The organism is Mesorhizobium temperatum (assembly GCF_002284575.1).
GTDB classification, from domain to species: Bacteria; Pseudomonadota; Alphaproteobacteria; order Rhizobiales; family Rhizobiaceae; genus Mesorhizobium; species Mesorhizobium temperatum.
The window spans coordinates 319,500-338,869 of the sequence record NZ_NPKJ01000068.1 but is presented as its reverse complement, the minus strand read 5'-3'; the positions used below and the strand labels follow the sequence as shown (position 1 = coordinate 338,869).

General features: G+C 63.6%; 18 protein-coding genes. 9 read left to right on the top strand and 9 right to left on the bottom strand.

What is annotated here, in order from left to right; all coding sequences use genetic code 11:
* Nucleotides 1–37: 37 nt before the first annotated feature.
* The 5 genes from CIT26_RS28010 to CIT26_RS27990 form a co-directional block, all read right to left on the bottom strand.
* On the bottom strand, nt 38–1,312 hold the full coding sequence (locus CIT26_RS28010; RefSeq protein ID WP_095495548.1) for a glycosyltransferase: 1,275 nt from the start codon (nt 1,310–1,312) through the stop codon (nt 38–40).
* 17 nt (nt 1,313–1,329) lie between these two features.
* Nucleotides 1,330–2,403, bottom strand: coding sequence for an ABC transporter ATP-binding protein (locus CIT26_RS28005; protein ID WP_095495547.1), 1,074 nt, complete (start codon nt 2,401–2,403; stop codon nt 1,330–1,332).
* Nucleotides 2,400–3,194 carry an ABC transporter permease gene (locus CIT26_RS28000; protein ID WP_095495546.1) on the bottom strand — a complete coding sequence of 265 codons (795 nt, stop codon included), beginning with the start codon at nt 3,192–3,194 and terminating at the stop codon, nt 2,400–2,402. The genes CIT26_RS28005 and CIT26_RS28000 overlap by 4 nt, the downstream gene beginning before the upstream one ends.
* Nucleotides 3,187–4,029 (bottom strand): ABC transporter permease, encoded by an 843-nt coding sequence (locus tag CIT26_RS27995; RefSeq protein ID WP_095495545.1) that lies wholly within the window; start codon nt 4,027–4,029, stop codon nt 3,187–3,189. The genes CIT26_RS28000 and CIT26_RS27995 overlap by 8 nt, the downstream gene beginning before the upstream one ends.
* A 401-nt stretch (nt 4,030–4,430) precedes the next feature.
* Nucleotides 4,431–5,495, bottom strand: a complete 1,065-nt coding sequence (locus CIT26_RS27990; RefSeq protein WP_095495544.1) for a polyamine ABC transporter substrate-binding protein — start codon at nt 5,493–5,495, stop codon at nt 4,431–4,433.
* 235 nt (nt 5,496–5,730) lie between these two features.
* Between CIT26_RS27990 and CIT26_RS27985 the strand changes: the two genes are divergently transcribed.
* The 8 genes from CIT26_RS27985 to CIT26_RS27950 all read left to right on the top strand — a co-directional run bounded on the left by CIT26_RS27985 (nt 5,731) and on the right by CIT26_RS27950 (nt 15,553).
* Nucleotides 5,731–6,669 (top strand): GntR family transcriptional regulator, encoded by a 939-nt coding sequence (locus CIT26_RS27985; RefSeq protein WP_095495543.1) that lies wholly within the window; start codon nt 5,731–5,733, stop codon nt 6,667–6,669.
* An 8-nt stretch (nt 6,670–6,677) separates the two neighbouring features.
* Nucleotides 6,678–7,958, top strand: coding sequence for a glycosyltransferase (locus CIT26_RS27980; protein ID WP_095495542.1), 1,281 nt, complete (start codon nt 6,678–6,680; stop codon nt 7,956–7,958).
* Nucleotides 7,959–7,995: 37 nt separating this feature from the next.
* A complete protein-coding gene (locus CIT26_RS27975; RefSeq protein ID WP_095495787.1) occupies nt 7,996–9,348 on the top strand; it encodes a glutamine synthetase family protein in 1,353 nt (450 codons plus the stop codon).
* Nucleotides 9,349–9,350: 2 nt separating this feature from the next.
* Nucleotides 9,351–10,652: an NAD(P)/FAD-dependent oxidoreductase gene (locus CIT26_RS27970; RefSeq protein ID WP_095495541.1), complete on the top strand. Its 1,302-nt coding sequence runs from the start codon at nt 9,351–9,353 to the stop codon at nt 10,650–10,652.
* 170 nt (nt 10,653–10,822) lie between these two features.
* Nucleotides 10,823–11,854, top strand: a complete 1,032-nt coding sequence (locus tag CIT26_RS27965) for a BMP family protein (protein ID WP_095495540.1) — start codon at nt 10,823–10,825, stop codon at nt 11,852–11,854.
* A gap of 191 nt (nt 11,855–12,045) precedes the next feature.
* Nucleotides 12,046–13,557, top strand: a complete 1,512-nt coding sequence (locus CIT26_RS27960; protein ID WP_095495539.1) for an ABC transporter ATP-binding protein — start codon at nt 12,046–12,048, stop codon at nt 13,555–13,557.
* On the top strand, nt 13,557–14,612 hold the full coding sequence (locus CIT26_RS27955) for an ABC transporter permease (protein ID WP_095495538.1): 1,056 nt from the start codon (nt 13,557–13,559) through the stop codon (nt 14,610–14,612). The genes CIT26_RS27960 and CIT26_RS27955 overlap by 1 nt, the downstream gene beginning before the upstream one ends.
* Nucleotides 14,609–15,553 carry an ABC transporter permease gene (locus tag CIT26_RS27950; protein ID WP_095495537.1) on the top strand — a complete coding sequence of 315 codons (945 nt, stop codon included), beginning with the start codon at nt 14,609–14,611 and terminating at the stop codon, nt 15,551–15,553. The genes CIT26_RS27955 and CIT26_RS27950 overlap by 4 nt, the downstream gene beginning before the upstream one ends.
* A gap of 20 nt (nt 15,554–15,573) precedes the next feature.
* Here CIT26_RS27950 and CIT26_RS27945 read toward each other — a convergent pair whose 3' ends face one another.
* From CIT26_RS27945 to CIT26_RS27930, 4 genes are all read right to left on the bottom strand, one after another.
* Complete coding sequence (locus tag CIT26_RS27945) at nt 15,574–15,894, bottom strand: hypothetical protein (protein ID WP_143747930.1); 321 nt, start codon at nt 15,892–15,894, stop codon at nt 15,574–15,576.
* Between the two features lie 4 nt (nt 15,895–15,898).
* Entirely contained in the window at nt 15,899–16,207 is a 309-nt protein-coding gene (locus CIT26_RS27940) for a YggT family protein (RefSeq protein ID WP_095495535.1), read from the bottom strand.
* Between the two features lie 107 nt (nt 16,208–16,314).
* Nucleotides 16,315–18,180: a sodium:solute symporter family protein gene (locus tag CIT26_RS27935; protein WP_095495534.1), complete on the bottom strand. Its 1,866-nt coding sequence runs from the start codon at nt 18,178–18,180 to the stop codon at nt 16,315–16,317.
* Nucleotides 18,181–18,194: 14 nt separating this feature from the next.
* Nucleotides 18,195–18,449 (bottom strand): DUF4212 domain-containing protein, encoded by a 255-nt coding sequence (locus CIT26_RS27930; RefSeq protein ID WP_095495533.1) that lies wholly within the window; start codon nt 18,447–18,449, stop codon nt 18,195–18,197.
* Between the two features lie 284 nt (nt 18,450–18,733).
* Between CIT26_RS27930 and CIT26_RS27925 the strand changes: the two genes are divergently transcribed.
* Nucleotides 18,734–19,366 carry a hypothetical protein gene (locus CIT26_RS27925; RefSeq protein WP_095495532.1) on the top strand — a complete coding sequence of 211 codons (633 nt, stop codon included), beginning with the start codon at nt 18,734–18,736 and terminating at the stop codon, nt 19,364–19,366.
* The last annotated feature ends 4 nt before the right edge of the window (nt 19,367–19,370 follow it).

Below are 19,370 nucleotides of genomic sequence, written 5' to 3'. Positions count from 1 at the left end.
AGGGGGGCGCGAAGGAACGCCATACCCATCAGCCCGGTCACAGCAGCTTCTCCAGCAGCCCCGCCGCTTTCTCCGGGCCGTTCTGCGATTGCATCTGCGCCGACGTCTTCGCCAGCTTGGCCTTGATTGCCAGGTCCGTCAGGCAGGTTTCAATCCTGGCGATCAACTCGGCGTCGCTCCAGTCGTAGCGCGGCATGCCGAAGCCGTGGCCGGTCTCCTCGACCCGGGTCGCGTTGTCGTGGCCGTCCCAGACGTAGGGCATGATGATCGCCGGCTTGCCGAAGTAGAGACACTCGGTGAACGAGTTGTTGCCGCCATGGTGGATCACCGCATCGACCTGCGGGATGACCGAAGGCTGCGGGAACCAGCTCTCGACGATGACGTTGCCGGGCACTTGCGCGTACTGGTCCTTGTAGCCGCCGACATTGACCAGCGCCCGGTAGCGCGTCTTGCCCAGCGTCGCGATGATGCGCTTCAGCAGGTCGACATCGCCGGCGCCAAGGCTGCCGAAGGAAACATAGAGCAGCGGCCCGTCATTGTTTTTTGCGAAGGTCGGCACGGTGTAGGGCTTCTCCTGCCGTACGCAGCCTTCCAGATACTGGAACTTTGCCGGGTCGAGCGGATGGCGGCGCTTGAACTTTGCCGCCTCGGGATAGAGTAGCAGGTTGAGGTAGGGCGAGGCCTCGAAGAACTGGCCGATCGGATAAGGCGCTTCGTTGTTCGCTTTCAAAAATGCGTTGAAGTCGTCATGGATCGGCTTGATGACGGCGTTGAAATGGTTGCGGTAGCGCTCATGACAGGCGTGGTCGTTCTCGCCGCAGCCGGACAGATGCGGCGGGATATCCTCGTCCTCGATCTCGTTTTCCGAGCAGGAGATGACGCGCACCCACGGCTTGCCATACTGCTTGATCGCCGGAAACAGGATGACATTGTCGACGCAGATGACATCGGGCTTGATCGCCGCAAGCACTCCGGGCAGATCCTTCTCAGCCCATTTGGCGCTGTCGACGATCGCCGTCCAGCAATCCCTCACGTAGTTGTCGACCTGGTCGTAGGGCGATTTGCGGAAATTCGGGATGTGGCCGTTGATGAAGTCTTCCCAGAACTTGGCCATCTGCTCCGGCGGCATCGGCTTGGACAGGTTCACCGGATGTGCCTCGAAGCCGTAGCCCTTGTAGACGTCGACGAAGCCGGGGTCCGACAGGAACACCGCTCTGTGGCCGCGCGCCTCGACCGCCTGGGCGATGCCGACGGAATTGAGCGCCGGGCCGTAGGCCGCTTCCGGAAAAAACGCGATCGTCTTCTGCGCCATGAAAGATTCTCCTCCGATCAGTCTGCGAAAATTCTGACGTCGACGGCATCCCAGCCGAGCTCGACCGCATCGCCTGACGCGACCGGACGTCGGTCGGCGGCGTCGGCTGTGACGCGCACCAGGAACGGCTTTTGCGACAGAGCGGTGCGGACATGCAGCTGCAGGTCGAGCCCCTGATAGGCCAGCGCCTCGACTGTGCCAGCGACACGATTGGCCGTCTGCGCCGACGGAAACAGCCGGATGCGTTCGGGCCGCACCGAAGCGACGGCCGCAGCGCCGGGAGCCAGAGTCGAGGGAACCGTGCCGACGATCCGTGCGCCGTCCGCTGCCAGCACGCCGTCGTCGGTCGCCCTGCCCGGCACGAAATTCATCACGCCGATGAAGTCGGCGACGAAGCGGTCGACCGGATGCTCATAGACCGCGTGCGGCGTGTCGCATTGCAGCAGCTTGCCGTCCCTGAGCACCGCCATGCGGTCGGCCATGACAAGCGATTCCTCCTGGTCATGGGTGACGATGACGAAGGTGATGCCGACCTCGTGCTGCAGGCGCTTCAGCTCCAGCTGCATGGCGCCGCGCAATTTCTTGTCGAGCGCGCCGAGAGGCTCGTCGAGCAGCAGCAGCCGCGGCCGCTTGACCAGCGCCCGGGCAAGCGCGACCCGTTGTTTCTGACCGCCCGACAATTGTTCCGGCTTTCGGTCGGCGAGGGCGACGAGCTCGGTCGTCGCCAGGATGGCGTCGACACGGGAGCGGATTTCCTTTGCCGGCAAGCGTTCCATTTCGAGGCCGTAGGAAACATTGGCCCTGACGCTCATATGCGGAAACAGCGCATAGGACTGGAACATCAGATTGACCGGCCGCTTGTTGGGCGGGGTCCTGGCGATGTCGCGCCCGTCGAGCAGGATGCGCCCGTCATTGGGCGTCTCGAAGCCGGCCAGCATGCGCAGCAGCGTGGTCTTGCCGCAGCCCGAAGGTCCGAGCAGGGCGAAGAACTCGTTCTCGCGGATATCAAGCGAGATTCCGTCGACGGCCGTCACCCGGCCGAAATTCTTCGACACCTTGTCGATCGCCAGCAGTGTGCGGGGTGCGCTCATTGGCCGATCACCCCGCGGTTGAGCCGCTGCGATAGAGTCAGCGCGGTTATGCTGACCGCCATGACGATGGTCGCCAATGCGTTGATCTCCGGGGTGATGCCGAAGCGGATCATCGAATAGATCTGCATCGGCAGCGTGGTCGAGGCGCGGCCGGCGCCTGATGTGAAGAAGGCGATGATGAACTCGTCGACCGAAAGGGTGAAGGCGAGCAGCGCGCCGGCAACCACCGCCGGCAGGATGACCGGCAATGTCACCCGCCTGAAGGTGGTGATTGCGGAAGCGCCGAGATCAGCGGAGGCTTCGACAATCGACCAGTCGAAGCTCTTCAACCGCGCGCGCACCACCGAACAGACGAAGGCGAGGTTGAAGACGACATGGGCGAGGATGATGGTGTGCAGGCCCAGGGTGAAGTCGAGCAAGGAGAAGAAGCTGAGCAGCGCGATCGCCAGCACGATGTCGGGAATGATCATCGGCGCAAAGATCAGCGCCTCGAGGCCGCTCCCATATTGCCGGCGTATTTCGACGCCGATCGCCAGCAGCGTGCCGAACAGCGTGGCGATGGCGGTCGAGACCAGCGCCACGATCAGCGTGTTGAGGGCGGCGGAAAGGATCGCGGCGTTTCCGGCAAGCGAGGCATACCATTTCAGCGAAAAGCCCGACCACACGGTCGGCAGCCCGCCTTGGTTGAAGGACAGCGCCACCAGCACGGCGATCGGAATGTAGAGGAAGGCGAAGACCAGCGAGAGAACGAGCCAGAGCGTGCGGCGCGTGGCGGGGGAGCGCTCAGCCATCGGCGCCTCCTTTCGCTTCGGCGATACGGCCGGCGGCGCGATCGGCTGCCAAGGCCTGCGCAGTCAGCACCAGCAGCATGATGGCGATCAGCGCCATCGCGAGTGCTGCGCCGAACGGCCAGTCATTGGCGGTTAGGAACTGGTCGTAGACGAGATTGCCGATCATCTGGAAACGACCGCCGCCGAGCAGTGCGGGCGTTACGAAATTGCCGATCGACAGCACGAACACGAAGACCGCCCCGGCGGCGATACCCGGCACCGTCAGTGGCAGGATGACCCGGCGAAATGTGGTCATGGCCGAAGCGCCAAGATCGCGCGATGCCTCGGCGAGCTCCGGATTGAGCCGCGACAGCGGCGCGTAGCAGGCCAGGATGACGAAGGGCAGGTAATTGTAGACCAGACCGGCGATGACGGCGCCTTCGGTATAGAGCATCGATGGCGGCTCGCCGGTGTAGCCGAACCAGCGCAAGAGCTGCGTGATCAGGCCTTCACGGTTGAGCAGCACGATCCAGGCATAGGTGCGGATCAGGTAGTTGGACCAGAACGGCAGCACGGCGAAGAACAGGAACACCGGCTGCAGCCGGCGCGGTGCTGCCGCGATCGCATAGGCGGCGGCATAGCCGATCACCACGGCGATCAGGGTTGCCGTGCCGGCAATGCGCGCCGAATTGAGGAAGATGCCGGCATAGAGCGGGTCGAAGACCAGCCCGAAATTCTCCAGTGTGAAGGTGTATTCGATGCCACCATAGATGCCGCGCCGGAAGAAGGCGAGCGCCAGCACCAACGCGCATGGCACCACCATCAAGGCGGTGAGCCAGGCCAGCGCCGGCGCCATCAGCAAGGAGGAGCGGGAGGGGGCGTAAGATTTCACGTAGCACCCCCCTCTGGCCTGCCGGCCATCTCAAAGGCATCGAATTTGTGTTTGGACAGGCGCCCCCTCACCCGGATTGCCAACCGAATTGCGAAGGGCCATTCGGGGCAATCCGACCTCTCCCCGAGGGGAGAGGAGGTCGTCGGCGCTGGCGCCTGCCTCTTCTCCCCAGCGGGGAGAAGGTGGCCGCCCACGGGTCTTGCCTCCGGCAAGCCCGAGGACAGGCTCAGCGGCCGGATGAGGGGGTGCTGCGCCGGAGATTGGCGACAGGCCGCAATCCAACCGATCTCCCCCCTTGAGGGGGAGACGGCCGGCAGGCCAGAGATGGGCGTGAAGGAACGCAAGCCTGATTCCAGATGCCGAAACTATTGCGCGGCCTTGATCTCGCTGACGATCTTCGAATAGTCGCGCTGGGCATCGCCGACGTCGCGCAACTGCTCGAACTTGACCAGTTCGGCCACCGGCATGGCCATATTGGGGAATTTGGCGAGGAAATCGGCCGGCAGGCTTTCCATAGCCGGCTTGTTCGGCACCTTGTAGTCGATGTTCTGGGCCGCCCAGGCGTGGTTCTTGGCGTCCAGCATGAAGTTGATGAACTGGAAGGCGGCGTCCTTGTTGGCCGATGCCTTCATCACCACCATCGTGTCGACCCACAGGTCCGAGCCTTCCTTGGGTATGGTGTATTTAATCTGCGGATTTTCGGCGATGCCGTAATTGCACCAGCCATCCCATGCCTGCACCATCAGCGCCTCGCCCGAGATCAGCTTCGAATAGAAGGTGGTGTCGTCATAGGCGAGCAAGGTCTTCTTGGCCGAGATCAGCAGGTCCTTGACCTCGGCGAGCTTGGCCGGATCGGTCTCGTTGACCGAATAGCCCTTGGCTAGCTGGCCGGCGGCAAGCAGCCAGCGGTCGGTTGCCAGCATGGTGGTCTTGCCCTTGAGCGCATCGGACGGGGCGAGAATTTCGTTCCAGCTGGCCGGCTCAGTCTTGACCAGATCCGAGCGGTAGCAGAGGCCGGTGGTGCCCCAGGTGTAAGGCACGGAAAAATTGTTGCCGACGTCGTGCGACAGCTTCGCCGCCTCGGGATAGAGATTGGCGAGGTTGGGGACCTTGGCGTGGTCGATCGTCTCGATCAGGCCGAGCTTGTTCAGCACTTCGGCGAAGGGCGAGGAGACGAAGACCACGTCATAGCCCTTGCCGCCCGAAGCGACGAGCTTGCCCATGATCTCCTCATTGGTTGCGTGAACGACGACCTCGCCGGAAACGCCGGTCGCTGCTTTGAAGGCGGCCATGGCATCCGGCGCCATGTAGCCGTCCCAATTGGAAATGACGAGGTCGGCGGCGGCCGCCGGCGCCGACAGCGCCATGGCGAGGCCAAGCGCGATCGAGGATGTTTTTAACGAACGGTGCCGCAGGGTGGTGGCGGTCATGACAGACTCCCATTCTGGTTGATCGTCGAATTCAATCAATCGTCGGACCAGCGCTTGCGATCATGCCGCCGCTTCGATCCTGTTCCCCGGTCTTTTTTGTTGCCGATTGACACAGTACTATTGCAGAAAAAAGTACGTCAATCCATAATTTGCCAGATCGCTGCGAAATCGCCGATTGTGTCTACAAGGGCGATCGGTCAAACCGCAGCGGTCAAGCCCGTTCACGAGAATCACCATGCAAGCCGTTGCCAGACGACCACGTACCAACCATCTCGATCTCGCTCAGCGCATTCTCGATGTGGCCCGGCAACGCGGCTTCGAGGCCGGCGCTCATCTCCCGGAACAGCAGATCGCTTCTCTCTGCAACGTCTCGCGGACCCCGGTGCGGGCCGCGTTGCGCCTGCTCACCGAAAAAGGCGTGGTGCGCTGGGAAGCTGAATCCGGCTATCGGCTGGCCGTCGACCTCACCAACCAGGCGACCGTTGCCGCCGACCTGCCGAGCGCCGAAGAAGACGAACTCGCGGAGATGATCCTGCGCGACCGGTCGGCGCGCCGACTGGATCAGACGGTGACCATCGGCGCGCTGATGCGGCGGTATGATGCCGAGCGGAAGACGGTACTAAAAGCGCTAAAGAAACTGACAGATGAAAATCTTCTGGACCGCGCACCGGGACAGGCCTGGCTGTTCAGGCGAGCGCCTGACGATCCAGAGGCACAAGGGGAAAGCTACGAGTTCCGCCTGCTGCTCGAACCCGCCGCCATTCTGGCGCCTGGCTTTCGGCTGGACGGGACCCGCGCGGCAGCCTTGCGCCAGGGCATGGAAACGCTGCTGGCGCTGCCCGACGCCGCGTTCGATATCAAAGAGTTCCAGCGGCTGGACATCGACTTTCACGGCCTAATCGCCGATGGCGCCGCCAACCGCTTCGTCACCGACGCGCTGTCCGACCATCTCAGGCTGCGCCGGCTGCCGGGGACCTATGCCGGCGTCAACGTCTTCCGGCTGAAGCAATCGCTGCGCGAGCACCTGACCATACTCGACCAGTTGGAAAGCCGGCAGTATGAGGTTGCAGCCGATCTGCTTCGCGTCCACCTGCGGTTGTCCCGCAGTCAGCGGCCGCAGGCGGCCAGCCGCGGGGCCCCCGCATTGTTCGGCATGATCAGCCGGCCGGAATAACGAGGAACATGCGCAAAGCCAGCCCGACCATCGCGCTGTTTCCCGAAGCGAGCTTCGGCGCCGCGCTCAATTGCGTCGGCATCGCACAGGCCTTGCGCGCCCGTGGCGCCCGGCCGGTGTTCATCTGCCACGCCGGCTTTTCCGGCGTGTTTGCCGACTATGGTTTTCAGGAATACCAGTTGCCGACCGACGAGCCGCTGACCGACAGCGAACGCCAGAGCTATTGGCAGGCTTTCGTGCGCCGGCATCTGCCGCATTTCAGGCTGAGCCCGATCGACCAGCTCGAAACCTATGTCGCGCCGACCTGGGAAGCGATCGTCGATACGGCGGTCAATGCCGAGGCGCCGCTGCGCCAATTGCTGGCGCGGCTGAAGCCGGATGCCGTGGTGCTCGACAATGTCATCATGTTTCCGGCGCTGGCTGCCGCCGGGTGCCCGTGGGTGCGCGTCGTCTCCTGCGCCGAGACCGAGCTGCCCGACGCCGAGGTACCGCCCTATCTGTCGGGGCTCGCCGCCGACGACCCGAGCCGTGCTGCCTTCGAGGTCCGTTATCTGGCAGCGGTCGCTCCAGCGCATGACCGGTTCAACCGGCTTCGGACCGACGCCGGACTTGCGCCCTTGCCGAAGGGTCTTTTTCTGGAAGCTTCGCCGGCCCTCAATTTGCTGCTGACTCCGACGATCGTGCGCAGGCAGCGGGCAGAGCCGCTCGACCCGGCCCGCTTCGTCTATCTTGAAGGCTGCGTCCGTTCAGAAGGGCCGTTCGACGTGCCGGTCTTTCCGCGCAATGACGGGCCGCTGGTCTATCTCAGCTTCGGCAGCCTGGGAGCCATGGATGTCGGCCTGATCGAGCGCATGCTCGCCGTGTTCGACCGGCTTCCGGCCCGCTTCATCGTCAATGCCGGCGGTCTGCGCGACACCTATCGCGCGGTTCCGGACAATGTCTATCTCGACGCCTGGTTTCCGCAGCCGTCGGTCGTCGCGAAATCCGATCTCTTCATCCATCACGGCGGCAACAACAGCTTTTGTGAAGCGCTGCGTTTCGGCGTGCCGTCGCTGATGATGCCCTATTGCTGGGACGGGCACGACAACGCGCAACGCGCCGAGGAAACCGGCGTTGGCCGCCACATCAGCCGCGACGGCTGGAGCGACGACGAACTGGAAAACGTCATCCTTGGCCTAATGGCCGACGGCGAAATGCGCTTTCGCCTCAAGGAGAATGCGGCCACCATGGCACGGGCGCCGGGAACGGACGCCGCCGCCGAAGCTATTCTCGCCCTCGTAAGGACGTGACCTGATGCTCAACACAACGACAACGGATGCACCGCAAATGACCCCGACGGATGATCCGAAGGGATGGCTGGAGCAGCAGGGGATCAGGGAAGTCGAGTGCCTGGTGCCGGATGTGAATGGCGTGTTGCGCGGCAAGGCGTTGCCGACGGCCAAATTCCTGAAGTCGCTCGAGGACCGTGCGCTCTACCTGCCGAGCAGCGCCTTCCTGGTCTGCATAGACGGCCGCTATTCCGGTTCCAACGACGAGGGCTTCGGCTATCAGGACCCCGACATGCGGATTGTGCCGGATGTCGCGACGCTCTGCCTTGCACCCGGTGCCGGAGCAGGGAAAGCCTATGTCTTCGCCGATGCGTTTCACATGGACGACCGGCCGCGGATGGCCTCGCCGCGTCATGTTTTGAGGACCGTGCTCGATCTCTATCGCCAGCGCGGATGGCGGGCGGTAGTCGCGCCGGAGCTCGAATTCTACCTGACTGCGCCCAATCCCGATCCCGATCGGCCGTTGATCGCGCCGGTCGGGCGCAATGGCCGCTCCGAAACCGTGCAGCATCCCTATGATATGGCGGCGTTGGAGGAGTTCGAGCCGGTGATCCGGCGCCTCTACGACTATGCCGCGGCGGCCGGGCTGCCACTCGATACGCTGATCCACGAGTCAGGCACGGCGCAGCTGGAGATCAATTTCCTGCATGGCGACGCGCTGCCGCTGGCCGACAAGGTGCTGCTGTTCAAGCGGATGACACGCCAGGCCGCGCAGGAAGGTGGCATGCATGCGACCTTCATGGCCAAGCCGATCGCCGCGCAAGCCGGCAGCTCCATGCATCTCCACATGTCGGTCATCGACGAGGCCGGGAATACGCTGTTTGCCGGGTGTGACGATGCCGACACCGAGATGTTCGGGCATTTCATTGGCGGCCTGCAGAAATACATTCCCGAGGTGATGCCGCTGTTTGCGCCGAACGTGAATTCGTTCCGCCGCATCCGGCCGAACCACAGCGCCCCCGCCAACATCGAGTGGTCGCATGACAATCGCTCCTGCGGCCTGCGCGTGCCGGCCGGCGGGCGGGCCGCGCGGCGGGTGGAAAACCGGCTGCCCGGCGCCGACGCCAACCCCTATCTGGCGATGGCCGGCTCGCTGCTCTGTGGCTATCTCGGCGTCGAGGAAAAGCTCTCGCGTTTGCCCGAGGCATCGGGCAATGCCTATCGCAGCAAGAGCACGCTGCCGAAAACCATGGAGGAGGCGCTCGACCGTTTCGCTGCGTGCAGTCCGGTTCGGGAGTTGCTCGGCGAGGATTTCTTCCAGACCTATCTGCGCGTCAAGAGCGTCGAGCTCGACCTGTTCCAGAGCGTCGTCACGAGCTGGGAACGCGATCATCTGCTGCTCAAGGTTTGACTATGAGCTTCAATTCTGGCGGCTTCAACTCCGGCCTGGATATCGGCAAATCCTATTATGTCGCGACGGCCAATCCGGCTCCGGATCATCCGGCGCTGCAGGGCGACATCGACGCCGATCTGGTGGTGGTCGGCGGCGGCTGTACCGGCCTGTCCGCAGCCCTTCATGCGGCCGAGCGCGGGCTGAAGGTCGTGCTCTTGGAAGGCGGCAAGATCGGCTGGGGGGCATCGGGGCGCAATGGCGGCCAGATCATACCCGGCCTGCGCAAGGGCGCCAAGGGTCTGGTCAAGCTTTATGGGCCCGAACGGGCGCGGGCGCTGTTCGATCTCGCCTTCGAGGCGCGCGGGCTGGTGCTCGACCTGATCGAGCGCCATGCCATCGATTGCGACCTTCGGCTCACCGGGCATCTGGCCGGTGCGGTCAACGGCTCCGACCTGCGCGATCTCGAACAAGAGGTCGAGTGCCTTGCCACCGTGATGAATTTTCATGACGTCGAGATGCTGTCGGCGGAGCAGGCGCGTGCAATGGTGAACACGCCCTATCACGGCGCGATGTACGAAAAACTCGGCGGCCATATGCATCCACTGAATTATACGCTTGGTCTTGCACGCGCAGCGGCAGCGGCGGGCGTCACCATCCACGAAAATTCGGTGGCGCTCCAGCTAGAGCGGGAACCTTCCATCAGGGTTTCGACGGCCAAGGGCTCGGTCCGGGCCAGGCATGTCGTGCTGGCCGGCGATGCGCTGCTCCAGGGGCTTGAGCCGCGCGTCAACAGCCGGATCATGCCGGTCGGCAACTACATCATCGCCACCGAGCCGCTGGGCGACACGAGCGATGTCATCCCAAGCAATGTGGCGGTTTCCGACACCCGCTTCGTGGTCAACTACTACCGGCTGTCGGAGGACGGCCGCCTGCAGTTCGGCGGCGGCGAGCGCTACACGCCGTCGCAGCCCGCCGACATTGCCGGCTTCGTGCGGCCGCATATGGAAAAGACCTTTCCGCAATTGCGCGGCCGCCGCATCGATCATGCATGGGGCGGGCTGGTCTCGGTGACGACATCGCGCCTGCCGGATGTCGGCCACTATGGCGAAGTCTATTTTGCGCATGGCTATTCCGGCAAGGGCGTGATCCTGTCGACGCTGTCGGGAAAGCTTCTTGCCGAGGCGATCACCGGCGATACTTCGCGGCTCGATCTGTTTTCGACGCTGAGGCCAATGCCGTTTCCCGGCGGCACTGCGCTGCGCGGTCCGCTCTATGTGCTCGGCATGCTCTGGTACGCCATGCGCGATCGCATCAAGCATTGATCGCAAGCGATCCACTGCCGCCACGGTTTGCCACGGCGGGCGGCCGGCTGCAGCTTCCCGCCGACAAATTTGACCATGTGGACAAAGGTCCGGCGTCGTTCCATAGTTCCGTGTCTTGATATTTTTCCGAACAGCCGGCTCGACATGGCTGTCGATCAGAGGGGCATGCAATGGAAAATGGGAAGAGCAAAATGCAATCGAAACGCGAAGGACTTTCGCGACGCAACGTGCTGGAACTCGGCGCACTTGGCCTGGCGGCAGCCATGCTGCCGGGCAGTGCCTTGGCGCAGGACAAGAAGCTGAAGGTGGCGGCGATCTTCGCCACGCCGACCGAGGAGCCATGGGTCCACCAGATCCATGTCGCCCTGCAGAGGGCCGAGAAGGAACTCGGCATCGAATACAAATGGTCGGAGAAGGTGCAGACGGCCGATTTCAGCCGTGTCATGCGCGAATATGCGCAGGGCGGCTATGAGCTGGTGTTGGGCGATGCTTTCGCCGCCGAGCGCGAATCCCGCCGCACGGCAAAGCAGTTTCCGAAGGTCGCCTTCCTGTTCGGCTCCGGCGCCGGGCCGGCCGAGCCGAATTTCGCAGTCTTCGATAACTGGATCCACGAGCCGGCCTATCTCTCCGGGCTGATCGCCGGAAAGATGTCGAAATCAGGCACGATCGGCGCCGTCGCGGCGATGGGCATTCCGGAAGTGAATCGGCTGGTCAATGCCTTCTTTGCCGGCGCCCGGGAGGTCAATCCTGATATCAAGAGGAAGGTCGCTTTCATCGGCTCCTTCTTCGACCCGCCAAAGGCGAAGGAAGCCGCTATCGCCCAGATCGACGCCGGCGTCGACGTGATCTATGCCGAACGCTTCGGTGTCATCGAAGCGGCGGTCGAGAGGAAGATCCTCGCCATCTCCAACATGTCCGACCAGTCGAGCCTCGGCCCCGACACGGTGATCACCGGCCCGGTCTGGGACATGTATCCGACGGTCGAGCACGCGATCAAGCTGGTCAAGGCCGGCGTCTTCACCGCGCAGGATTACGGCGATTTCTCGCGCATGGCCAAGGGCGGTTCCTTTCTGGCGCCGTATCACAAGTTCGACAAGACGCTGCCCGCCGACGTCAAGGAGCTGGTCGAGAAGAAAAAGGCCGAAATCCTCGACGGCAATTTCCGCGTCAACGTCGACGAGGACACGCCGGTTTCGGATTGAGCGGCGCAGCCCTCCCCCTTGAGGGGAGGGTGGCCTGAAGGGCCGGGTGGGGTCCGCTGTGACGCGCTCCATCCTTATCGGTCTAAAGGTCGAGGCAGCTGAGGTGACCCCTCCCGCCTCGCTTCGCTCGGCACCCTCCCCTCGAGGGGGAGGGATATCAGCGCCATCTCCCACCAGGAGCACCCTTGTCAATGCCCGCCCCTCTCATCGAAATGCGCGGCATCTCCAAGAGCTTCGGCGCCGTCATGGCGAACGAAGCCGTCGATCTCAGCGTTGCGCCGGGCGAGATTCTCGGGCTGCTGGGTGAAAACGGTGCCGGCAAGACGACGCTGATGAACGTGCTGTTCGGCGCCTATGCGCCCGACGCCGGCGAGATCCTGGTTCAGGGCCGGCCGGTGACGATCAACAGCTCGGCTGATGCGCTTGCCGTTGGCATCGGCATGGTGCACCAGCATTTTCATCTGGCGCCGCGGCTGTCGGTGCTGGAAAACCTGCTGATCGGCATTCCCGGAAAGTCGGGCCGGATCGACCGCGCCGGTGGGCTTGCGCGGCTAAACGAGATCGGCCGGCAGCATGGGCTCACGCTTGATCCGGACCTTCCCGTCACGGCGCTGTCGATCGGCGAGCAGCAGCGGCTCGAAATCGTCAAGGCGCTGTTTCGCGGTGCAAGGCTGCTGATCCTCGACGAGCCGACTGCGGTGCTTGCGCCGACAGAGGTCGACGGGCTGTTTTCGGCACTGCGGTCGATGGCGGCCCAGGGCCTCGGCATCATCTTCATCTCGCACAAGCTCAACGAGGTCAGGGCGCTGACCCACCGCTGCGTGGTGCTGCGGCATGGCCGCGTGACCGGGCGCGTCGATACCCCCGCAAGCACGACGTCGTCGGAAATGGCGCGGCTGATGTGCGGCCACGAGATCGTTCCGCCGGCCAGGGGACCATCGACGCCAGGTGAGGCTGTGCTGACCCTTGACGGCATCTCGACCTCGCGCCATTCCGGCATGGCGCTGCGCGACGTCTCACTCTCTGTGCGTGCAGGCGAGATCCTCGGCATTGCCGGTGTCTCGGGCAATGGCCAACGGGCGCTGGCGGAGGTGATCTCCGGCATTCGTGCGCCCGATGCCGGCCAAATGACGATAGCCGGCAAAATGGTCGCGCGGTTCTCGCCGCGCGAGGTGCAGGCGCTCGGTCTCGGGCGCATCCCGGAAGACCGGATGACGACCGGGCTGGTCACCAACCTGCCGCTCGCCGATTCGATGGTTCTGCCGCGCATCGGTACCGGGGCGTTCAGCCGCAACGGCCTGCTCAGGCCCGATGCTATCCGCGCCTTCGCCGAGGCGCAGATCAAGGCCTACGACATACGCTGCCCCGGGCCGATGACGCGGGCCGGAGCGCTTTCCGGCGGCAATCTGCAAAAGGCGCTGCTGGCGCGTGAGCTCGCCTTCGACCCCAAGGTGCTGATCGTGTCGCAGCCGACGCGCGGTCTCGACATCGGTGCGGCGCGCTTCATCCACGAGAAGTTCCTCGCCATGCGCGCCAAGGGCTGCGGCCTCGTCGTCCTCGGCGAGGATCTCGAAGAGCTGCTGATGCTCAGCGACCGCATTGCGGTGATGTATGAGGGACGCATTGTCCGCACGCTCGACAGCGCCGACGCCACCATTGCGCGGCTCGGCCTGATGATGACCGGGGCGGAGGGCCATAGTTGATGATTCGCCTCGAAGCCCGCACCAGCACGCCCGGCTGGTTCAATCTCGCCCTGCCGCTGCTGGCGATCGGCGCGACATTGGTGCTGTGCAGCGGCCTCATCGCGCTGGCCGGCGCCGGTATTGTCGAGGCCTATGGCGTGATGTTTTCGGCGTCGCTCGGCGACAGCTACGCCATCACCGAAACGCTGGTGCGCGCGACCCCGATGATCTTTACCGGGCTTGCCGTCGCTGTCGCCTTCCGCGCCAAATTCTGGAACATCGGCGCCGAGGGGCAGCTGCTGGCCGGCGCGGTGGCGAGCTGCGCCGTCGGCGCCATCCCGATGCCCGGGCCGCTCGCCATGCTTCTCATGGCATTGGCGGGCGCTGCCGCCGGTGCGGCAGTCGCCTTGGTGCCGGCGACGCTGCGCGTAAAATTTAGGGTTGATGACGTGGTCAGCTCGCTGCTGCTCAACTCGGTCATCTTCTACGCCCTGATGGCGCTGATCGAAGGCCCGTGGAAAGACAGTTTCAGCGGCTACCCGATCTCGCCGCCGATCGAGGATTCAGCGAATTTCCCGGTGCTGCTTGAAGGCACGCGGCTGCATCTCGGCGTCGTGGCGGCTTTCCTTGCCGCGCCGGTCATCTGGTTCCTGATCGCGCGCACGACGCTCGGCTTCAGGATCAGGGTCGTCGGCGAGAATCCCGAGGCCGCGCGCTATGGCGGCATTCATGTCGAGCGCGTGCTGATCTCGACGGCGCTGCTGTCCGGCGCGCTGGCTGGCCTTGCCGGGGTCGGCGAGGTCGGCGGCGTGCATTTCCAGGTGATGAGCGACATCTCGCCGGGCTATGGCTATTCCGGCATCGTCGTCGCCATGCTGGCGAGGCTCAATCCGCTCGGCGTGGTGCCGGCGGCGCTCTTCCTCGCCGCCGTCATGACCGGCGCCGAGGCGATGTCGCGGGCGACCGGCGTTCCCGCCTTCCTCAGCGATGTCATCCAGGGAACCGCGCTGCTCGCCATGCTGGTGGCGTTGCTGTTCACCGCTTACCGCGTCCGCCGCGTGGGGACAGCCAGATGAGCGTGGTGCTCGAACAGATTTTTCAGGTCGGCTTCCTCGCCGCGATCATCCGCATTGCCACGCCTTTGGCTTTCGCAACGCTGGGCGAGATGTTCTCCGAGCGGGCCGGTGTGCTCAATCTCGGCATCGAAGGCATCATGCTGTTGTCGGCGATGACCGGCTTCACAGCGACCAGCCTCAGCGGCAGCCTGTGGCTTGGCGTGCTTGCGGCAGTGCTGACCGGTGCGCTGATGGGTGCCGTGCATGCGCTGTTTACGGTGGCGCTCGGCCTCAGCCAGCATGTCTGCGGCATCGGCGTCACGCTGTTCTCGTCGGGCCTCGCCTATTTCCTTTACCGGCTGATCTTCGGCCAGCAATCGGTGCCGCCCAGCATCAAGAGTTTCGAAACGCTGCCGATCCCTGTTCTCTCCGACATCCCGGTGCTCGGACCGGCGGTATTCAACCAGTTTTCGCTGGTTTACATGGCGATGGCAGCCGTTCCCCTGGCCGCCTTCGTGCTCTATCGGACGCCGTGGGGCCTTTCGGTGCGCATGGTCGGCGAAAATCCGCGCGCCGCCGATTCGGCCGGCGTCGGCGTCATTGCGACGCGCTTCCAGGCGGTGATGCTCGGCGGCGCGCTGATGGGGCTGGCCGGGGCTTTCCTGTCGATGGTGCAGTTCAACGCCTTCACCTTCGGCCTCGTTTCAGGGCGTGGCTGGGTGGCGATCGCGCTGGTTGTCTTCGGCCGCTGGGATCCCTGGCGTTCGGCAGGGGCCGCCCTGCTGTTCGCCTTCGTCGATGCCTTGCAACTGCGCATGCAGGCGAGCGGGCTCGGCCACATTCCCTATGAGGCGTTTCTGATGCTGCCTTTCATCTTCACCATCGTCGCCATGGCGGTAATGTCGCGCAATGCCGTCGCGCCTTCGGCGCTGCTCAAGCCGTTCCGCCGGGAAGAACGCTGACAGGCTGGGGCGGGAAATTATCAGCCGCCGCTTAGCGCCCGCATCACATTCGGCAGCGCCGGCAGCGTCAACAAAACCGTGCCGGCAAGCCAGATAGACGAGACGACGATGCTCCTGGGCTGCGCCGACCAGCGCTCATAGAGCGCGGCCGGCACGCCGGCGAGCATGATCGTCATCGTCGACAGGATCAGCGCACTTGCCATATAAACGATCTGGCTTAAGGGAGGCGCCCAGCCCGGATACCAGACCGGATAGAACAGGAACACCATCAGCACCCACGGCGAAAAGATACCGTTGACGATGGCGACCGCCATGACCGGCACAAGAGCGTTTCTGTGCATTGCCTCAACCCCCCTGTGAAGCCATCGGCGAAACGCCGAAATTGATCAGCAAGATGAGATAGCTCACGCGCAAGGCCATAAGCCAGAGCACGCTGAAGACGATCACCACCGGCTGGGTCAGGATCGACGGCGTGATGGTCCGCACGATCCGCAGGAACGGGTCCGTGACGGTTTTGAAGAAGCGCCAGATGTAGTTGTCCCAGCTTTCGGGTACGAAGAGACCGAGCAGGAGACGCCCCATCAGCGTGTACATCACCGCGGCAAGAATGAAATTCGGTATGTGGAAATACCAGTAAGACCAGAAATCGTTCATGTCGGATTTCCCAAGCAGCGGCGGCGCCGCGTTATGCAGCGACGCCCCCGAAATGAAGGCGGGGTCCGTCGCCGGACCCCGCCTCGAGCGCCGATCGCTATGCTCGATCAGGCGGTCTTTTCTTCCATCATCTGCTTGCCGCGAGGGACGCGGATTTCCTCGATGAAATCCTGCATAGCCCGGGACGGCGCCCTGGTGAGAAGGCTGACGATGATCATCACGGCGAAGCCCACCGGCAGACCGAAGGCCGCCGACGAAATGTTCTTCACGCCCCACCACAGTTCCATATTCGGCGTCGCCTTGTCGAAATCGGCGCCATACTGCGTCATGACCAGGTAGAAGATGGTGATGCCGAAGCCCGCGATCATGCCGGCGACCGCACCGGCCGAGTTGGCCCGCTTCCACCAGACGCCGAGCACCAGCGCCGGGAAGAGCCCGCCGGCGGCAAGAGAGAAGGCCCACGACACCATCGACAGGATGTCCGACGGCTTGGTCGATGCGACGTAGGCGGCCAGCACGGCGACCATAACCAGCAAGATGCGGGACACGATCAGGCGCCGCGACGTAGGCGCATTCTGGTCGATCATCTTGTAGTAGATGTCGTGGCTGAGCGCGTTGGCGATGGCCAGCAGCAGGCCGTCCGCCGTCGACAGCGCGGCGGCAAGGCCGCCGGCGGCGACGAGGCCCGAGATGACGTAAGGCATGCCGGCCATTTCCGGCGTCGCCAGCACGATCATGTCGGCGTTGAGGTTGATGTCGGCAAACGAAAGTGCCGTCACGCCCTTTTCGGCGCAGGCCGCGACGATCGCCGCGGTGTCTGTCGCCGCCTTGCCGCAGATCTGCACGAGCGTATTGTCGGCAGCGGCCCAGCGCATCATCCATCCGGCTTTCTCGGCGATGTTTTCGGGCGTCAGGCCCGACGCCACCAGGTCGAGCATCGTCCACTTGGCGAACGCCGCATAGGCGGGCGCGGTGAAATAGAGGATGAAGATGAACAGCAGCGACCAGGCGACCGAAACACGCGCTTCACGCACCGACGGGGTGGTGAAGTAGCGCATCAGGACGTGCGGCAATGACGCCGTTCCGACCATCAGGCAGAGGATGAGCAGGAAGTAGTTCTTGGCATCATAGCCGCCATGCACGAACGGCGTGACGTGATGCACGGTGATGCCCTGCGCCGTCTCAAGCGCGGTGATGTTCGCCAGCGCCTGGCCTTGCATCAATTGTGGGATCGGCACGCCGGTTTTCACCGTCGACATCCAGATGACAGGGATGAGATAGGCGATGATCAGCACGATGTACTGGGCGACCTGCGTCCAGGTGACGGCGCGCATGCCGCCCAGCATGGAGCACACCAGGATGCCGGCAAGACCGACATAGACCGCGACGTTGAAGTCGATGCCAAGGAAGCGAGCCGAGATCAGCCCGGTGCCGAAAATCTGCGCGACCACATAGGTAAACGAGCAGGAGAACAGAACGATCACACCGATGAAGCGGGCAAGATTGCCGCCGTAGCGCGCCGACAGGAAGTCGGGAACCGTGTAGGCGCCGAACTTGCGCAGATAGGGCGCAACGAGGATGGCCACGAGCACGTAGCCGCCGGTCCAGCCGAGCACGAATCCGAGACCGTCATAGCCGAGCAGGTAGAGCGAACCGGCCATGCCGATGAAGGAAGCCGCTGACATCCAATCGGCGCCGGTCGCCATGCCGTTGTAGAGCGCCGGTACGCGGCGCCCGGCGACGTAATATTCGCCGACATGCATGGTGCGGCTCAGGACGCCGATCACCGCGTAGATGACGATGGTAAAGCCCATGAAGAGGTAGCCGATTACAACATTTTCGACGCCCATGGCACTCAAGATAGCCATCAAGATGATGAAGGCTATGAAGCCGCCGGTGTAGATGCCGTAGATGCGGCCGAGATTGGAGGTGAAGTCGCCTCCGCCTGCGGTGGTAGATGTCGTGTTAGCCATTGACGTTCCCCCGATCAATCTTCATGGACGCCATGCTCTTCGTCGATTGCGTTCTGGCGCCGTGCGAACCAGAACAGCATGACGACGAAGGCGATGAGCGAACCCTGAGCGGCCATGTAGAAGCCGAGCGGAAAGCCAAAAATGACGATGGTGTTGAGTTGCTCCACGAACATGTGGATGACGTAACCGAAGAACACCCACAGGCCCAGCATGACGAACATGAGGCTCTTGGTCTTGTTCCAATAACTTACGCGGTCTGGCGTCGCCATAGCTTGAACCCTCCCTTGGTTGGCAGCTTGCGAACCGTCTCGACCGCAAGGCGCCGTTTAAAGCTTGCCTCTTCCGCTAACGCGGAAGCCCTCCGGCATATGTCGCGGCCAGGTATAGAATCATCCGACCGTAACTTTGTATGAGTAACACTTCTTGTCGCTGCTGTTCATACGACTTTAGAATCGGTGAGAGGACTGGAGAATCGGTGGGAGGACTAGCCGTGCGGCGTCGCGGGGGCTACACGGTCAACATCGGTTGGAAACAAAACCGAAGGGAGAGCGCCATGGGCCTGCTGAACGACCTGTTGCCCGAGTTCCTGCGCAAGCCGCAGCCGATCGTCAGCGTCGATGATCTGGCTGATTTCATGGATTCGCGCGCCGCCTTCCTGGCGCAGAAAAGCATCGTCGAGTTCTGCCGGGTCAGGGCAGGGGTTTATTGGCAGAAGCTGTTCAGCGAGAAGGAGTTCCAGGCGGCGCTCAACCATTCACGCTGGCGCGCCTATCCTGCGTGCTATGCCATCGTGGCGGAAATGGTGGAGGGTGCGCTGCGCGAACCCGCCGGGTTGCGCCAGCGAGGCCTGCCAGCGGCGCTGGAAAAAGTGGCCCTGGCAAGCTTCTCCAAATATGCCGTTCCGGAGGGCTCGCCCCCCACTTTCTGGGAGGACGCCGCCGAGCTCACCCGTCAGCGCCTCGCCGCCACGCAGATCGGTCCGCCGCGGCCGGTGCGCGAGATCCCCGAGCCGCTGGCGCGAACGGTTTTCGAGATGGTACCGATCCACCCCAACCTCCTGACCAACGACTACGATTATATCTTCAACTTCCTGAGAATGAATCTGCTGCGCGCGCATGAGGATTTCCTTGCGCAGGCTGACCGCGGCGCGCTCGTCGACGGGCTGCTTGGTGCCGCGCGCATCTGAGCTT

Excerpts from the sequence above, each read along its gene's own strand:
- CIT26_RS28010 (WP_095495548.1), bottom strand. The coding sequence starts at position 1,312 with ATGGCGCAGAAGACGATCGCGTTTTTTCCGGAAGCGGCCTACGGCCCG.
- CIT26_RS28005 (WP_095495547.1), bottom strand. The coding sequence starts at position 2,403 with ATGAGCGCACCCCGCACACTGCTGGCGATCGACAAGGTGTCGAAGAAT.
- CIT26_RS28000 (WP_095495546.1), bottom strand. The coding sequence starts at position 3,194 with ATGGCTGAGCGCTCCCCCGCCACGCGCCGCACGCTCTGGCTCGTTCTC.
- CIT26_RS27995 (WP_095495545.1), bottom strand. The coding sequence starts at position 4,029 with ATGGCGCCGGCGCTGGCCTGGCTCACCGCCTTGATGGTGGTGCCATGC.
- CIT26_RS27990 (WP_095495544.1), bottom strand. The coding sequence starts at position 5,495 with ATGACCGCCACCACCCTGCGGCACCGTTCGTTAAAAACATCCTCGATC.
- CIT26_RS27985 (WP_095495543.1), top strand. The coding sequence starts at position 5,731 with ATGCAAGCCGTTGCCAGACGACCACGTACCAACCATCTCGATCTCGCT.
- CIT26_RS27980 (WP_095495542.1), top strand. The coding sequence starts at position 6,678 with ATGCGCAAAGCCAGCCCGACCATCGCGCTGTTTCCCGAAGCGAGCTTC.
- CIT26_RS27975 (WP_095495787.1), top strand. The coding sequence starts at position 7,996 with ATGACCCCGACGGATGATCCGAAGGGATGGCTGGAGCAGCAGGGGATC.
- CIT26_RS27970 (WP_095495541.1), top strand. The coding sequence starts at position 9,351 with ATGAGCTTCAATTCTGGCGGCTTCAACTCCGGCCTGGATATCGGCAAA.
- CIT26_RS27965 (WP_095495540.1), top strand. The coding sequence starts at position 10,823 with ATGGAAAATGGGAAGAGCAAAATGCAATCGAAACGCGAAGGACTTTCG.
- CIT26_RS27960 (WP_095495539.1), top strand. The coding sequence starts at position 12,046 with ATGCCCGCCCCTCTCATCGAAATGCGCGGCATCTCCAAGAGCTTCGGC.
- CIT26_RS27955 (WP_095495538.1), top strand. The coding sequence starts at position 13,557 with ATGATTCGCCTCGAAGCCCGCACCAGCACGCCCGGCTGGTTCAATCTC.
- CIT26_RS27950 (WP_095495537.1), top strand. The coding sequence starts at position 14,609 with ATGAGCGTGGTGCTCGAACAGATTTTTCAGGTCGGCTTCCTCGCCGCG.
- CIT26_RS27945 (WP_143747930.1), bottom strand. The coding sequence starts at position 15,894 with ATGCACAGAAACGCTCTTGTGCCGGTCATGGCGGTCGCCATCGTCAAC.
- CIT26_RS27940 (WP_095495535.1), bottom strand. The coding sequence starts at position 16,207 with ATGAACGATTTCTGGTCTTACTGGTATTTCCACATACCGAATTTCATT.
- CIT26_RS27935 (WP_095495534.1), bottom strand. The coding sequence starts at position 18,180 with ATGGCTAACACGACATCTACCACCGCAGGCGGAGGCGACTTCACCTCC.
- CIT26_RS27930 (WP_095495533.1), bottom strand. The coding sequence starts at position 18,449 with ATGGCGACGCCAGACCGCGTAAGTTATTGGAACAAGACCAAGAGCCTC.
- CIT26_RS27925 (WP_095495532.1), top strand. The coding sequence starts at position 18,734 with ATGGGCCTGCTGAACGACCTGTTGCCCGAGTTCCTGCGCAAGCCGCAG.